Raw genomic sequence first — 14,772 nt, forward strand, 5'->3', positions numbered from 1 at the left:
TTATGCAATGGACTTGGGGAGCATCACCCAGCGGGAGACGACGAAGGTGACCGGGATCGCCGCGGCGGACGCGACCAGCGGGGCGAAGCGGTTCCCGGCGTGCAGGACGTCCACGATCAGGTACACCCCGGCCGTCGTGATCAGGAAGTTGGTGACGTTCGTCAGCGGGAACAGCAGGAATTTCCGCCAGGTGGGCGGGGTCCGGTAAGTGAAGCGGGCGTTCAGGAAAAAGGAACCGACCATGGCGAGCGTGAAGGCCAGGATGTGTGCCGCGAGATACGGCAGGCCGGTCAGGAACAACAGGTAAAGACAGTAGTAGGTCGCCGTATTGACGACACCGACCGCCGCGAAGGTCAGTATCTGCCGCATCAGGGAATGAGATCCTTCGTCCGTTCCACATTGGTAGCCTTCACCAGGAAGTGCGGACGCCGCTTCACCTCGTAGTAGATGCGGCCGGTGTACTCCCCGATGACTCCCAGCATGACCATCTGGACGCCCGCGAGGGCGGTCACGGCGGTGATGATGGTCACATAGCCGGGCGTCTGGACCCCGTGGACGAGCGCGGCGCCCACGATCCACGCCGTGTACGCCCCCGCGCACAGCAGCAGGGCCACCCCGAGCCAGAGGGCGGCGCGCAGCGGGCGGTTGTTGAAGGACAGCAGGCCGTCGAGGCCGTAGTTGAGCAGTCCGCGCAGGTTCCAGGAGCTGCGGCCGGCCTCGCGGACGGCGTTCTGGTACTCGAAGGTGGTGCTCGGGAAACCGACCCAGGCGAACAGGCCCTTGGAGAAGCGGTTGTACTCGGTCAGGTCCAGCACCGCGTCCACCACCCGGCGCGACAGCAGCCGGAAGTCCCCGACGCCGTCCACGAGTTCGACGTCGACCAGGCGGTTGACGAGCCGGTAGTACAGGCGCGCGGTGAGGGTCCGGGTCAGCCGGTCGCCGGTGCGGGTGCGCCGGGCGATGACCTGGTCGTGGCCCTGTTCGCGCAGTTCCACCATGCGCTTGATCAGCGCCGGCGGGTGCTGGAGGTCGGCGTCCATGACGATCACCGAGTCGCCCGAGGCGTGCCGCAGTCCGGCGAGCAGGGCCGCCTCCTTGCCGAAGTTGCGGCTGAAGGAGACGTAACGCACCCGGGCGTCACCCGCGGCCAGCTCCTTCAGGACGGCGAGCGTACGGTCCCGGCTGCCGTCGTCGACGTAGACGAACTCCATGTCGTGGCCGAGGGGCAGCAGCTCCTCGGCGACCTTCTGGACCTCCTCGTGGAAGCGGGCGAGGACGTCCTGCTCGTTGTAGCAGGGCGCGACGATGGATATCAGCATGGTGGTCTCCCCCTGGGCGCGATCAGTGAGCGGTGGTCACCCGCTCGCGCGGTGATGTGGTCGTGGGCGGCAGCGGCGCGCGGCGGCGGCGCAGCGCGGCAGCGGCGGTCAGCACGGCGAGGACGAGCAGCGAGGCGCCCCCGACCGCCGTGCCGAGCCGCAGGCCGGGCGGGTGGAAGGTGCAGGTCAGGCTGGTGGAGGCGGGATCGAGGGCAACGGCGACCAGGCCGTGGTACTCCCCCGCCGGCCGCTGCGGGCCGTCCCCGGCGGCGCACCGCCAGCCGGCGATGCGGGGCACGGCGAGGACCGCGAGGCCCCGGCTCCCGGCGGGCAGCCGGGCGTGCACGGTGCCGTCGGAGACGGTGACGTCCCTCGCCCCGCCGGCCGTCAGGCGCGCGGCGGCGGTGCGCAGCCGGCCGGTGTCCAGGCAGCCGATCGCGCCGGGCGGGATGCTGCCGGGCCGGCTCGGGGTGAGCCGGACGGTCAGCAGCCCGGAGGCGGGGGCGGTGCCGAGCGGGGCCATGGCGGCGCGGCTGCGGTTGTCCCTGGCGTTGAAGAGCGTGGCGGTGCCGTCGGCGAGCCGGGCGGTGCCGGAGTAGTGCGGGGCCCACAGGTGGACCTGGGTGCCCGCCGGGCAGCGGGCGGTGATCACCGGCCGCAGCCGGGCGGTGCCGGCGCCGGTGCGGCGGTCCGGCAGCGGCCGGCCGGAGTCGTCGCGCACGGTGAGCGGCGGGACGGTGTAGACGCGGCTGCCGAGCAGGATCTCCTGGTTGCGGTAGGGGGAGTCGCCGAAGGGCCGGTGGTCCGGGCGGGGCCGCACGGTCACCAGGGGCGGCACGTCCCGCCGGGTCAGACGGGCCGGGTACGCGGCGGGCGGGGAGTGGCGCTGGTGCGGGTCGGGCGGGGAGTGCACCCGGGCGCCGACGGAGAAGAGCACGTCCGTGACGGCGTTGTCCAGGCTCTGCACGCTGCGTCCCCGGGAGGTCCAGCCGCCACCGAGCGCGGTCAGGGTACGGCTGAGGACGTCGGAGGTCAGGCTGCTGTAGTACTGGGCGCCCTCGCCGCCCACCAGCAGCGGGTCGTTGCCGACCGTCTGTTCCCGGCCCGGTTCGGTGCGGTGGCGGGGCCAGTCCTCGGCTTCGGCGATCAGCGCCGACTGCCTCTCCTGCCGCTCGCCCCAGGGCGCGTAGTCGTCCAGGCGCGCGAGGTGCAGCCGGGTGGTGACGGCCGTGGTGGCGGCGCTCTCCCCCGCCTGCGCGCCGAGCAGCAGGGCGACGGCCAGTCCGGCGAGCGGCCCGCGCCGCCCGGCGCGGGCCAGCAGCGCGAGGCCGCCCAGCGCGCCGGCGACGGCGAGCAGCAGCACCGGCCAGGTGAGCGGCCGCAGCACGGTGCTGCGGCCGGCGAGGGCGGTGATCAGGGCGAACAGCGCGGCGGCCGGGACGAGGGCGCGCGGGCCGGGCGGGCCGTGGGACAGGGTGTGCCAGGCGGCGATGACGAGGAGTCCGCAGACGACGAAGGTCTGCCGGTAGGGGCTGCCCTGCGGGGTGGCGAAGGCGTGCCAGACGAGATGGGTGGGCGCCCATTGCAGGGAGAGCACGGCCAGCAGCACCAGGGCGGTCCAGCCGGCCCGGACCCGCCCGGGGACGGCCCGGTGGAAGGGCAGGGCGAGGGCGAGCAGCAGCGCGGTGGTGCCGACGTACAGGGCCGGGGAGCCCCAGCCGTACGACGTCGGCAGCAGCCGGGCGAGCACGTCCTCGGCCGGCACCGGGGAGAAGGCGCGCGCCCGGCCCGGGTAGGCGTGCCGGGTGCCGAAGTAGACGGTCAGCACCAGCGGGGCGGCGAGGCCCGTCCCGAGGGCGGTGGTGAGGGCGGCGCGGCCGGCCGTGGCGAGGGCCTGCCGGCGCGGCGGCCGGGTGAGCAGGAGCCGGAGCAGCAGCACCAGGGCGGCGCCGAGGGTGGCCATGTAGGCGGTGTAGAAGTTGGCGGTCCAGGCGAGTGCGACGACGAGCACGCCGGGCAGGAACCGGCGTCCGGTGCGCGCCCATTCGCCGACCAGGCACAGCAGGGGCAGGGCGATCAGCCCGTCCAGCCACATCGGGTTGTAGTCGGCGTCGGCGAGGGTCCAGCCGCACAGCGCGTACGAGGCGCCGAGCAGGCCCGCCGCCCACCAGCGGCCGGGGCGGAGGGCGAGCAGCAGCCCCGTCATGACCGCGGCGGCGCAGGCGATCTTCAGGACGGTGATCACATACACCGCGAGGTCGATCTCGTCGCGCGGGAAGAGGGCGACCAGCAGGGCGAACGGGCTGCCGAGGTAGGTGCCGAGGTCGGGCAGGAAGGAGGCGCCGTAGCCGGACTGCCAGTTGACGAGGAGGCCGCCCTCGGCCCTGCCGTGCAGCAGGTCCCACAGGTGGGCGTGGAAGGGCACGAACTGGTTGCCCAGGTCGTTGACGCTCCGGGTGCGCGGACCGAAGGGGTAGCTGCGCGCGAGCGCGTCACCGGCGCAGAACGCGGTGACCGCGAGCGCGGCGGCGAGCAGGCAGGCGGCCCGCCCCGGCCGGGACATCGCTTTCACACGCGGTTCCCGTCCGGGTGCGGCCACGGCTTCCGCCCGGCATTGCCGGGCGCGTCCGGTGGAGTGCTGCGCTGCATTTTCGGTGTCCTCACAGAATGCGTACCCCGTCTATTCGCGGTCTTAGACGGAGCGCGTTTCCGATTGGTTGTGCGCTCACCGAAAAATGGAGCGACTTTCTCCGGGCCGGGGAAACACCGAGTGAATTTGATGACCGGCCGGATAACTTTGGATTTCCGACAGGTGTTTTTAAGGTGAACCGGACTTGCGGGCCGCGTAGGCGCGGGCCGCGCGGACCCGGTTGCCGCACTTGGTGGTGCACCAGCGGCGGGCACCGTGGGAGCGCAGGAACCAGCGGGCGCAGCCCCGGGCGGCGCACTCGGTGAGCTGATCGGCGTCGGCGCCGGTGAGCAGGTCGGTGGCGTCCTCGGCGAGCAGGGAGAGGGCGGCGGCGGCCGGGTTGCCGGCGTCGGGGAGGTCGGCGCGGCGGGGTCCGTCGGCGCCCCAGGCCAGGCGGGGGGTGGCGGGGGCGGCGGCGAGGGCGGCGTTCAGGGTGTCGAGGGCGTCGCCGGGCGGCCGGGTCCCGGCGGCCCGGGCGGTGAAGAGGGCCCGCAGCGCCTCGCGCAGGGCCCGCAGCCGGCCGGACTGGCGGCCGTTCAGTTCCACCGGGTCGGGCAGCAGGGCGTGCCGGACCAGCCACAGGTGCGCGGCCTCGGTGCCGTCGAGCAGGTCGACCCGGCCGTGGCTGACGGTGAACCGGGTGTTGACCAGCGCCAGCGAGGCATACCGGTCCTCGCCCGGGACCGGGAGCTGGTGCAGATAGACGGGGGTCTCGTGCTCCACGGTCACATCCTAGCCATCTCTCACGGCAATTCTTGCGGTTCTCCGTGAGAAGGGCTTAGCGTGCCTCACGGAGAACCATTCGAGAAACCGTGAGAGGTGACCGTCGTGGCCTTCGATGTGGACGCGCTGCGCAAGGACTTCCCGATCCTGGGACGCACGGTGGCGAGCGGCGCGCCGCTGGTCTACCTGGACTCCGGGGCCACCACCCAGAAGCCGCTCCAAGTGCTGGACGCGGAGCGGGACTTCTACCTCACCCGCAACGCCGCCGTGCACCGCGGGGCGCACCAGCTGGCCGGCGAGGCCACGGAGGCCTACGAGCAGGCGCGGCACACGGTCGCCCGGTTCATCGGCGCCGCCGACGACGAGGTGGTCTTCACCAAGAACACCACCGAGGCCGTCAACCTCGTCGCGTACGCGCTCGGCAACGCCGGCCGGATCGGGCCCGGCGACCGGATCGTGGTGACGGAGATGGAGCACCACGCGAACCTGGTGCCCTGGCAGCAGCTGGCCGGACGGACCGGCGCCACGCTGGACTGGTTCGGCCTGACCGACGACGGCCGGCTGGACCTGACCCGGGCGGACGAGTTGCTGGACGAGCGGACCAAGGTGCTCGCCCTCACCCACCAGTCCAATGTCCTCGGCACCCTGAACCCGGTGCGGGAGCTGGCCGACCGGGCGCACGCGGCCGGGGCGCTGGTGGTGGTGGACGGCGCCCAGTCGGTGCCGCACCGCCCGGTGGACGTGGGCGAGCTGGGCGCGGACTTCCTGGCCTTCTCCGGGCACAAGATGCTCGGTCCGAACGGCATCGGCGTGCTGTGGGGCCGCGCGGAGCTGCTGGCCGGGCTGCCGCCGTTCCTGACCGGCGGCTCGATGATCGAGATCGTGGAGATGGACCGCACCACGTTCCTGCCGCCGCCGCAGCGCTTCGAGGCGGGCGTGCCGATGACCGCGCAGGCGGTGGGGCTCGCGGCGGCGGTGGAGTACCTGGAGCGGCTGGGCATGGCGGAGGTCGCGGCCTACGAGGACACGCTCACCGCCCGCGCCCTGGACCTGCTCGCCGAGGTGCCGGGAGTGCGGATCGTCGGCCCGGGCGACCTCACCGACCGCGGCTCGGCCGTCTCCTTCACCGTGGACGGCGTCCACCCGCACGACGTCGGGCAGGTGCTGGACGAGCGGGGCGTCGCCGTCCGCGTCGGCCACCACTGCGCCCGGCCGCTCGCCCGGCGGTTCGGCGTCCCGGCGACCACCCGGGCGAGCTTCTACGTCTACAACACCCCTCAGGAGGTCGACGCGCTGGTGGCGGGGGTGCGGGCGGCCCAGCGGTACTTCGGGGTCTGAGCCGCCCACCCGCTCCTACTGCTTCTCCTTGATCCTGAGGAAGGTGATGGAGTTCGCCGGGAAGGTGTACGTGAACTTCCCCGCGATCCCGGTGACGGTGGACGTGCGCGGGGCGACCGCGGTGGACGTCTCGGAGTTCACCGCGTCCGGCGCGGCGGCGAGCGTGGTCGCCCTGGCCCGGGACGCGACCTCGGCACCGCCGAGGTCGATGGCGGTACGGGCGGCGGCGGACTGGGCGTTGACGACCTTGACGATCAGCTCGCCGGTCTTCGCGTCGCGCGTGACGACCTGGCGGAACGGCTCGGCGGGCTTGTCGTCGGTGAAGCTGCCCCACTCCTCGCCGTCGAGGTAGAGGGTGACCTGGCGGCCGCGCACCTTGACGTCGATGTCGTAGGCGCGGCCGGTCTCGACCGAGCCCGCCTTGGTCATCAGCGTGGACTTGCCGCCGTCCACGGCCTGCTCGACGGCCGACTGGGTGTTGTTCCAGCCGCCGAGGTTCCACCAGAAATAGTTCCCGGTGTCCTTGACGCCGAAGGCGACGAGGAAGCCCTCCTTGCCGGACTTCTTGGTGGCCTTCACGTGCAGGTCGTAGTCGTGCCAGGACGGGTCGCCGGCCTGGACCATGGTGTTCTCGGCGGTGTCGTCGGTCTGGACGTACCGGCCGTCCTGGACGGCCCAGCTGCCGGCCCCGGTGTGGGTCCACTTCGAGGCGTCACCGGAGAAGTCGTCGCCGAGCAGCGGGGAGCCGTCGGCGCCGGTGACCCGTACGTCGTCGAAGGCGGCGCTGGTGTTCCAGGTGGACAGCCCGACCGCGCCGGTGATGGGCCCGCTGACGCTCGGGGTGCCGGTCGCCGTGCTCGGCACCACCCGGTCGCCCACGTTGGTCATGAACAGCTTCTGCACCTCGTAGTTGGCCGAGCCCCAGGAGGCGTGGTTGTTGAACCACACCAGGTCCGGGCGCCACTGGACGTAGTCCTCGTTGACGAACAGCGGGGCGTAGGAGGCGAGCCGGACCACGTCCGCGTTGCGTTCCAGGCCGGTCATGAAGGCCGCCTCGGCGAGGCCGTTCTTGAAGGCGTTGCCCTGGGAGGCGTACTCGCCGAGGAAGACCTTGGGGCCCTGGCGGTCGTAGGAGTCGTAGCGGTCGTTGTTCTGCAGGAACCACTGGGGGCTGTTGTAGTAGTGCTCGTCGACCATGTCGACCTTGGCGTCCCGGTTGAGCTTCCAGGCGGTGTCGAAGGTCGTCCCGGAGTCGTCCGGGCCGGAGTTGGAGACGACCTTCATGTAGGGGTACTTCGCCTGGACGGCCGCGCGGAACCGCTGGAAGCGGGCGAAGAACTCGGCGGGCAGGTTCTCCTCGTTGCCGACCTCGATGTGGGTGAGGTGGAAGGGCTTGGGGTGGCCCATCCGCGCCCGCACCTTGCCCCAGGTGGAGGTGGCCGGGCCGTTGGCGAACTCGATGAGGTCGAGGGTGTCCTGGATGTGCCGCTCGAGCAGGGCGTCGTCGGCCACTGCCTGGTTCTGGCCGCAGCCGGTCACCAGGGCGGGTACGACGGGCAGCGGCATGGCGCCGATGTCCTCGGCGAACCGGAAGTACTCGTAGTAACCGAGGCCGTAACTCTGGTTGTAACCCCAGAAGTTGGCGTTGGTGGCACGCTGTTCGACCGGGCCGACGGTGTCCTTCCACTGGTAGGAGCGCTTGCGCTGCCAGCCGGACGCCTCGCTGTAGTCCCGCATGGAGCCGGTGTTGACCAGGCAGCCGCCGGGGAAGCGGACGAAGCCCGGGCGCAGGGCGGCGACCTTCTCGGCGAGGTCCTTGCGCAGGCCGTTGGGCTCGTGCTTGTAGGTGTCGCGCGGGAAGAGGGACACCATGTCCAGGGCGGCGGCGCCGTCGGCGGCCACGGTGAGCCGGCCCGTGGTGCTGGTCCGGGTGGCGGTGAAGGTGGCCTTGTACTTGGCCCAGCCGTTCTTCTTCACGGCGATCCGCCGGGCGGTGGCGAGCGGGCCGCCGGAGTCCTGGAGGGAGACGGTGAGCGTGGCACCGGCCTCCGCGCGGGCCCACACCGAGAAGTCGTACCTCTCGCCGTCCCGTACGGCGATGCCGGTGTTGTAGCCGGCGTTGGTGACGGACGAACCGGCGGCGAGCGCCAGGTAGGTGCGGTTGCGCTCGTTGAGCCGGCCGGAGTCGTCCACCGCCCGGGCGGTGCCGGAGACCGTCCAGGAGGTCAGCGGGGTGTAGGAGGCGTTGTCGGCGGTCGAGTACTCGAAGGACCGGTTCTGGACGAGTTCGGCGTACAGGCCGCCGTCGGCGGCGCGGTTGATGTCCTCGAAGAAGACCCCGTACATGGTGCGGGGGATCGCCGGACCGGTGGCGGAGGGGTCGACGGCGATCGCGTAGTCGGTGACCTCCTCGGCGTGGGCCGGGGCGGGGAGGGCGGCCGTGGCGAGCAGGACGGCGCCCGCGCCCAGGCCGACGAGTCTGTAGCGGGTGGTGCGTGACATGGATACTCCGCGGCTCGATGTTCGAAATATCAGACATTGGTCAGCACTTCGAACGGCAAGATAGAGAAGGGGTATGAGCGCGTCAATGGGGCGGACCGAGACCGCACGGAAAGAGGGGCGGGCCGTAAGGGATGCGAGGGAAAGAGGGGCAGGCCCTCATGGATGCGCGTGAGAACGAGTTCTGGCCGGTGGCCGATCCGCTGGCCTACCTGTCCGGTCGCTGGCGCGTCGAGCGCGCGGTGCGGGATCTGGCGAGCGGGGACGAGGGCCGCTTCACCGGGACCACCGTCTTCGGCCCGCTGGACGGCGGCGGCCTGCTGCACGAGGAGTCCGGCGTCTTCACCTGGCGCGGGGTGGCCCGGCCGGCCACCCGGACCCTGCGGTTCCTGCCGGGGCCCGTGCCGGGCCGGGCGGAGGTGCGCTTCGCGGACGGGCGGCCCTTCCACGACCTGGATCTGACCCGGGGCCGGTACATCGCCGACCACCCCTGCGCGGCCGACCTCTACCGGGGCGAGTTCACCGTCCTGGACGCCGGCCGCTGGCGCACGGTGTGGCGGGTCGGCGGCCCGGCGAAGGACCTGGAACTCACCACGGACTACACCCGCGAGGAGCCCGCCGGGGACCGCCCCCGCGAGGACTGAGCCGGACGCTCACTCGAAGGAGTGCGCCATGTACTGCTCCGGGCGCTCCAGCGGCCGGAAGCCCAGCCTGGCGTACACCTCGTGCGCGTCCTCGGTGGCGAGCAGCAGCCGGCGCAGCCCGAAGGGCGCCAGGTGGTCGCGGATCCGGCCGACGAACGCCGTGCCCACGCCCTTGCCGCGCACCGAGGGGTCCACGTACACATCGGCGAGCCAGGCGAACAGCGCCCGGTCGGTGACCACGCGCGCGTACGCCACCTGCTCCCCCGACGCCGTGGCGTAGACCCCGAAGTTCAGCGAGGACGCCATCGCCCGCTCGTGCGTGTCACGGGGCCGGCCGAGCGCCCAGTACGTGTCGGACGACAGCCAGCCGTACACACGGTCGACGTCGACGCGGGCGGGGTCGGCGGAGAACTCGTAGCCCTCGGGGAGGTCGGGACCCTCGGGGAGATCCGGTGCATCGCTCATACGACGATCCTCACAGCCCGCGCTCCGTGCGGACCAGCGGTTTTCACCGCACCTCCTCGTACGCCGCCCGCAGTCGCCGCATCCCCTCCGTGATCTCCCCGGTGCCGGCCACCGCCGCGAAGCTCAGCCGGAGGTGGCCGGCGGGGGGTTCGGCGCTGAAGTAGGGGCGGCCGGGGGTGAGGGCGACGCCCGCGCGGAGCGCCGCCGCGGTCAGCGCGGCCTCGTCCAGCCCGTCCGGCAGCCGCAGCCACAGGTGGTAGCCGCCGGTCGGGAGGTGTGGCAGGACCAGCTCGGGCAGTTCCCGGGCGAGCGCGCCCGTCATGACGTCGCGGCGGGTCTTCAGCTCGGCCGACAGCGCCCGCAGATGGCGCGGCCAGGCCGGCGAGCCGACGAGTTCGAGGGCGGCCTCCTGGAGCGGGCGCGGCACGAAGAAGCTGTCCACCACCTGGATCGCGCGCAGGCGTTCCAGCACCGGCCCGCGCGCGGCCAGCGCGCTCACCCGGAAGCTGGGCGAGGTCGCCTTGGTGAGCGAGCCGACGTGCACGACCACGCCGTCCGGGTCGTCGGCGGCCAGCGGGCGGGGCAGCGGCCCGGCGTCGGCGTGCACGAGGCGGCGCACGAAGTCGTCCTCGACGACGAACGCCCCGGCCTCGCGGGCGATGCGCAGCACCTCGGCGCGCCGGGCGGGGGCCAGCACGGCACCGGTCGGGTTCTGGAACAGCGGCTGGCAGACGAAGACCCGGGCGCCGGTGGCCTGGAAGGCGTCCGCGAGCAGGTCGGGGCGGACCCCGTCGGGGTCCACGGGCACCGGGACCGGCCGCAGCCCGGCCGCGCGGGCGAGGGCCAGCATGCCGGGGTAGGTGGGCGACTCCACCAGCACCGGGGCGCCGGGCGGGGCGAGCGCGCGCAGGGCGGTGGCCAGGGCCGCCTGGCCGCCCGCGGCGATCAGCACCTCGGCGGCGGTGACGGCGCCGCCGATCCCGCGCGCGAACCACTCCCGCAGCTCCGGCAGCCCCTCCAGCGGCGGCCGCTCCCAGGCGCCGGGCCGCCGGCCGGCCCGGGCCAGGGCCGCCGCCATGGCCCGCTCCGGTTGCAGGGAGGGGTGCGGGTAGCCGCCGCTGAACTCCAGCACCCCGGGCGGCGGGACGGACAGCGAGACGGTGACGCCCGAGGCGTCCACCGTGCGCGGGACGAGGTCGGCCGCGCCGTCGGCGCTGAGGGCGACCTCCTGCCAGGAGGTGTCCCCGGCGGGGCCCTCCGGCCGGTGCGGCCGGGCCCGGAAGGCACCGGCGCCGGGGCGGGTGACCACCAGGCCCTCGGCGGCGAGCTGGGCGAGGGCCCGGGAGACGGTCACCGGGCTGACCCGGAACCGCTCGACCAGGGCCCTGCTCGACGGGAGCTTTCCACCAGGAGAGTAGCGGTCCAGCTCTCGCCGGAGCTGTTCTGCCAGTTCTCCCACGCTGCTACGCTGTTGCATGAGAACACAGAGTAGCGCTACTACCGCGAGCCCGATAGCAGTCACCGCCCCCGGGGACCTGCGGGGCCTGGGCACCCTCCAGGCCGGTCTCGGCGTGATCGCCTTCTCGCTGACCTTTCCCTCCACCGCCTGGGGCCTGGAGAGCTTCGGCCCGTGGTCGCTGGTGGCGGTGCGCGGGGTCCTCGCCGCGATCGTCGCCGGGGGCTGCCTGCTGGCGCTGCGGGTACGGCTCCCCGCGCGCCGCCATCTGGCCGGGCTGGCCGTGGTCGCCGCCGGGGTGGTGCTGGGCTTCCCGATGCTGACCACGCTCGCGCTGGAGACGTCCACCACCTCCCACGCGGCCGTCGTGGTGGGACTGCTGCCGCTGACCACCGCCGTGTTCTCGGCCCTGCGCACCGGAGCCCGCCCCTCCCGCCGGTTCTGGCTCGCCGCCGTGGCGGGCGCGGCGGCCGTCATCGCCTTCACCCTCACCCAGAGCGGCGGCGCGCTCACCACGGCCGACGGCTACCTCTTCGCGGCACTGCTGGTGTGCGCGGCCGGCTACACCGAGGGCGGCCGGCTGGCCCGGGTCATGCCGGGCTGGCAGGTCATCGGCTGGGCGCTGGTGCTGTGTCTGCCGCTGAGCGTGCCGGCCGCCGCGGTGGCGCTGGCGTACGAACCCGTGCACCTGACCGGGCACGGCGTCGCCGGGCTGCTGTGGGTGGCCCTGGGCTCGCAGTTCCTCGGTCTGGTCGTCTGGTACCGGGGCATGGCGGCCATCGGCATCCCGAAGGCCAGTCAGTTGCAGTTGGCCCAGCCCCTGCTCACACTGGTGTGGTCGGCGCTGCTGCTGGGCGAACACTTCACGGTGGCCGCACCGCTGACCGCCGTGGCCGTGCTCGTGTGCATCGCCGTCACGCAGCGGTCGTGAGCGCAAGGAGGGCCCAGATGCGCGCATCCAAGGGCGACAAGCTGGTCCAGCACGGCAGGGTGGTGGGTCAGCACGACCATGTCGTGGAAGTGGTCGAGGTACTCGGTCCCGAGGGCAGCCCGCCCTATCGTGTCCGCGCCGAGAACGGACACGAGACGGTCATGTCCCCCGGCCCCGACTGCCAGGTCAAGCACCAGGAAGAACACCGACAGCGGTAGTCAGCGCGGTGGTCTCGCCGGCCCCCGGTAGTGGTCGGCGACCACGCGCGCCATCGCCCCGGCCGGGTCGGCCGCCAGGTCCCGGGCGGCGAAGAACACGTGCCCGCGCACCCGCGGGTACCGGGCGGCGAGGGTGAGATGCCGGGACAGCTCGACCGGGTCCTGCCAGGCCGACGGCTGCCCGGCGTCACCCGCCTTGTACAGGGCCTCCCCGAGGTACAGCAGCGTCGACGTGCCCTCGGCAACCTCGGACCACCAGGCGACGAGGGCCGCGTAGTCGGCGTCGGCGTGGCCGATGTGCCAGTACAGCTGCGGGACGACGTAGTCGATCCAGTGCTCGCGGACCCAGGTGCGGGTGTCCGCGTACAGGTCGTCGTACGTCTGGACGCCCGCCCGGGTCTCCGAGCCGCGCGGGTCGGTCGCGGCGTTGCGCCAGACGCCGAAGGGGCTGATCCCGAACCGGGTGCCGGGCCGGACGCGCCGGATGTCGGCGGCCGTCTCCCGCACCAGCGTGTCGATGTTGTGCCGGCGCCAGGCGGCCCGGCCGGGAAAGGCCCCGCCGTGGCGGTCGTAGGACTCGTCGTCGTCGAAGGTCTGCCCGGCGACCGGATAGGGGTAGAAGTAGTCGTCGAAGTGGACGGCGTCGACCGGGTAGCGGGCGACCGCGTCCAGCATCGCCCGCCGCACGAAGGCGCGGACCTCGGGCCGCCCCGGGTCGTAGTACAGCCGCCCGCCGTACGGCACCACCCAGCCGGGGTGCGTGCGGGCCGGGTGGGAGGCGGCCAGCCGGCTGGGGTCGTCGTGGTTCGCGACCCGGTACGGATTGAACCAGGCGTGCAGTTCCAGGCCCCGGGCGTGCGCCTCCTCGACGGCCGTGCCCAGCGGGTCCCAGCCCGGGTGGCGGCCCTGGGTGCCGGTGAGCCACTCCGACCAGGGCTCGTACGGCGACGGCCACAGCGCGTCGGCGGCCGGCCGCACCTGGAGGATCACCGTGTTGAGCCGGTGGCGGACCGCGCGGTCGAGGTGGGCGATCAGCTCGGCCCGCTGCCGGTCCGCCGGCAGGCCGGGCCGCGAGGGCCAGTCCCGGTTGGCGACGGACGCGATCCAGACGCCCCGCATCTCCGCGGCCGCCCGCGACGGACCGTGCGGCCCCGGTGCCGCGGCGGCGCTCCGGACGGCGGGACCGGTGCCCGCGCCCGCCGCCGGGGCGGGGCCGGTGGGCCCTGGCCCGCCCGGGACGGGGGCCGGTGTGGCCAGTGCGGACAGCGCGGCCCGGGCGAGGGTCCGTCGCGAGATGAGCGCCACCGGCCGCCTCCGTACGCTCCGGATCCGCTGGGTCACGGATCGTTCCGCGCTCCAGGATGCCCCCACCCGGGCGATCGATCATCGATACTTGGCGGTAACGTGCACGATCGGAGCAGGCGCCGGAACCCGGAGTCCTGCCAGCCAGCCGGAAGACCAGCGAAGGGGACGATGTGACCGACATCGAGCGCGTCGGAGTCGTGGGCTGCGGCCAGATGGGCGCGGGCATCGCCGAGGTGTGCGCCCGTGCGGGACTGGACGTGAAGGTCGCCGAGACCACCGGCGAGGCCCTGGAGATCGGCCGCACCCGGCTGTACAACTCCCTGGCCAAGGCCGCCGAGCGCGGCAAGATCACCGAGGCGGAGCGGGACGCCACCCAGGCGCGGCTGAGCTTCACCACCGACCTCGGCGAGTTCTCCGACCGCGATCTGGTGATCGAGGCCGTCGTCGAGAACGAGCAGGTCAAGACCGAGATCTTCCAGGTGCTCGACCAGGTGGTGACCCGGCCGGACGCGATCCTGGCCTCCAACACCTCCTCGATCCCGCTGGTGAAGCTGGCCGTCGCCACCTCCCGCCCGGACCACGTCGTCGGCATCCACTTCTTCAACCCGGCCCCGGTGCAGCAGCTGGTCGAGCTGATCCCGGCGCTCACCACCTCCGAGGGCACGCTCAGCCGCGCCCAGGTCTTCGCCGAGAAGGCGCTCGGCAAGCACGCCATCCGCGCCCAGGACCGCTCCGGGTTCGTGGTGAACGCGCTGCTGGTGCCCTACCTGCTGTCGGCGATCCGGATGTTCGAGTCCGGCATCGCGAGCCGCGAGGACATCGACAACGGCATGGAGATGGGCTGCGCCCACCCGATGGGCCCGCTGAAGCTGTCCGACCTGATCGGCCTGGACACCATCGTCTCCATCGCCAACTCGATGTACGCCGAGTACAAGGAGCCGCTGTACGCCGCTCCCCCGCTGCTCCAGCGCATGGTGGAGGCGGGCCGGCTCGGCCGGAAGACCGGGTCGGGCTTCTACACCTACGGCTGAACCCACGCCTGATTACGAAGCGCGACGCCCGTCGGGCCCGGCACCGCAGTACGGTGCCGGGCCCGACTGTTTCACACACCGTGTGCGCGCCGGGCACGCATATGCCCGCCACACACGCTCCCCACACGCCCACCAGGCGAGTTGACTCGTCATG

General features: G+C 73.0%; 13 protein-coding genes. 5 read left to right on the top strand and 8 right to left on the bottom strand.

Annotated features, from left to right (window positions below):
* The 4 genes from HB370_RS09095 to HB370_RS09110 form a co-directional block, all read right to left on the bottom strand.
* A complete protein-coding gene (locus HB370_RS09095) occupies window positions 1-369 on the bottom strand; it encodes a GtrA family protein (RefSeq protein WP_030781184.1) in 369 nt (122 codons plus the stop codon).
* Entirely contained in the window at window positions 369-1,319 is a 951-nt protein-coding gene (locus HB370_RS09100; RefSeq protein ID WP_030781185.1) for a glycosyltransferase family 2 protein, read from the bottom strand. Before HB370_RS09100 ends, HB370_RS09095 begins: the two co-directional genes overlap by 1 nt.
* A gap of 22 nt (window positions 1,320-1,341) precedes the next feature.
* Window positions 1,342-3,882: a YfhO family protein gene (locus tag HB370_RS09105; RefSeq protein ID WP_208974509.1), complete on the bottom strand. Its 2,541-nt coding sequence runs from the start codon at window positions 3,880-3,882 to the stop codon at window positions 1,342-1,344.
* Between the two features lie 255 nt (window positions 3,883-4,137).
* A complete protein-coding gene (locus HB370_RS09110) occupies window positions 4,138-4,731 on the bottom strand; it encodes an ABATE domain-containing protein (RefSeq protein WP_030781187.1) in 594 nt (197 codons plus the stop codon).
* A gap of 105 nt (window positions 4,732-4,836) precedes the next feature.
* Between HB370_RS09110 and HB370_RS09115 the strand changes: the two genes are divergently transcribed.
* Complete coding sequence (locus HB370_RS09115) at window positions 4,837-6,069, top strand: cysteine desulfurase (RefSeq protein WP_030781192.1); 1,233 nt, start codon at window positions 4,837-4,839, stop codon at window positions 6,067-6,069.
* A gap of 15 nt (window positions 6,070-6,084) precedes the next feature.
* On the opposite strand, the gene HB370_RS09120 is transcribed toward HB370_RS09115, so the two are convergent.
* Window positions 6,085-8,571 carry an alpha-L-arabinofuranosidase C-terminal domain-containing protein gene (locus tag HB370_RS09120; RefSeq protein WP_030781195.1) on the bottom strand — a complete coding sequence of 829 codons (2,487 nt, stop codon included), beginning with the start codon at window positions 8,569-8,571 and terminating at the stop codon, window positions 6,085-6,087.
* Between the two features lie 158 nt (window positions 8,572-8,729).
* On the opposite strand from HB370_RS09120, the gene HB370_RS09125 reads away from it, so the two are divergent.
* On the top strand, window positions 8,730-9,212 hold the full coding sequence (locus HB370_RS09125; RefSeq protein WP_030781197.1) for a DUF6314 family protein: 483 nt from the start codon (window positions 8,730-8,732) through the stop codon (window positions 9,210-9,212).
* A gap of 9 nt (window positions 9,213-9,221) precedes the next feature.
* Here the strand turns inward: HB370_RS09125 and HB370_RS09130 are convergent, their stop codons facing one another.
* Together HB370_RS09130 and HB370_RS09135 are read right to left on the bottom strand one after the other, a co-directional pair.
* Window positions 9,222-9,677 carry a GNAT family N-acetyltransferase gene (locus HB370_RS09130; RefSeq protein ID WP_030781199.1) on the bottom strand — a complete coding sequence of 152 codons (456 nt, stop codon included), beginning with the start codon at window positions 9,675-9,677 and terminating at the stop codon, window positions 9,222-9,224.
* A 43-nt stretch (window positions 9,678-9,720) separates the two neighbouring features.
* Window positions 9,721-11,154 carry a PLP-dependent aminotransferase family protein gene (locus tag HB370_RS09135; RefSeq protein WP_030781202.1) on the bottom strand — a complete coding sequence of 478 codons (1,434 nt, stop codon included), beginning with the start codon at window positions 11,152-11,154 and terminating at the stop codon, window positions 9,721-9,723.
* Here HB370_RS09135 and HB370_RS09140 point away from each other — a divergent pair.
* Window positions 11,153-12,064, top strand: coding sequence for a DMT family transporter (locus tag HB370_RS09140; protein WP_030781204.1), 912 nt, complete (start codon window positions 11,153-11,155; stop codon window positions 12,062-12,064). The two genes, HB370_RS09135 and HB370_RS09140, sit on opposite strands and share 2 nt — an antisense overlap.
* A 17-nt stretch (window positions 12,065-12,081) precedes the next feature.
* Complete coding sequence (locus tag HB370_RS09145; protein WP_030781205.1) at window positions 12,082-12,282, top strand: DUF1918 domain-containing protein; 201 nt, start codon at window positions 12,082-12,084, stop codon at window positions 12,280-12,282.
* Here HB370_RS09145 and HB370_RS09150 read toward each other — a convergent pair whose 3' ends face one another.
* Complete coding sequence (locus HB370_RS09150) at window positions 12,283-13,578, bottom strand: family 10 glycosylhydrolase (protein ID WP_030781206.1); 1,296 nt, start codon at window positions 13,576-13,578, stop codon at window positions 12,283-12,285.
* A gap of 179 nt (window positions 13,579-13,757) precedes the next feature.
* Here HB370_RS09150 and HB370_RS09155 point away from each other — a divergent pair, with 179 nt between their 5' ends.
* Entirely contained in the window at window positions 13,758-14,618 is an 861-nt protein-coding gene (locus HB370_RS09155) for a 3-hydroxybutyryl-CoA dehydrogenase (RefSeq protein WP_030781209.1), read from the top strand.
* The last annotated feature ends 154 nt before the right edge of the window (window positions 14,619-14,772 follow it).

This window comes from Streptomyces sp. DSM 40868 (assembly GCF_011820545.1).
GTDB lineage: Bacteria > Actinomycetota > Actinomycetes > Streptomycetales > Streptomycetaceae > Streptomyces > Streptomyces eurythermus.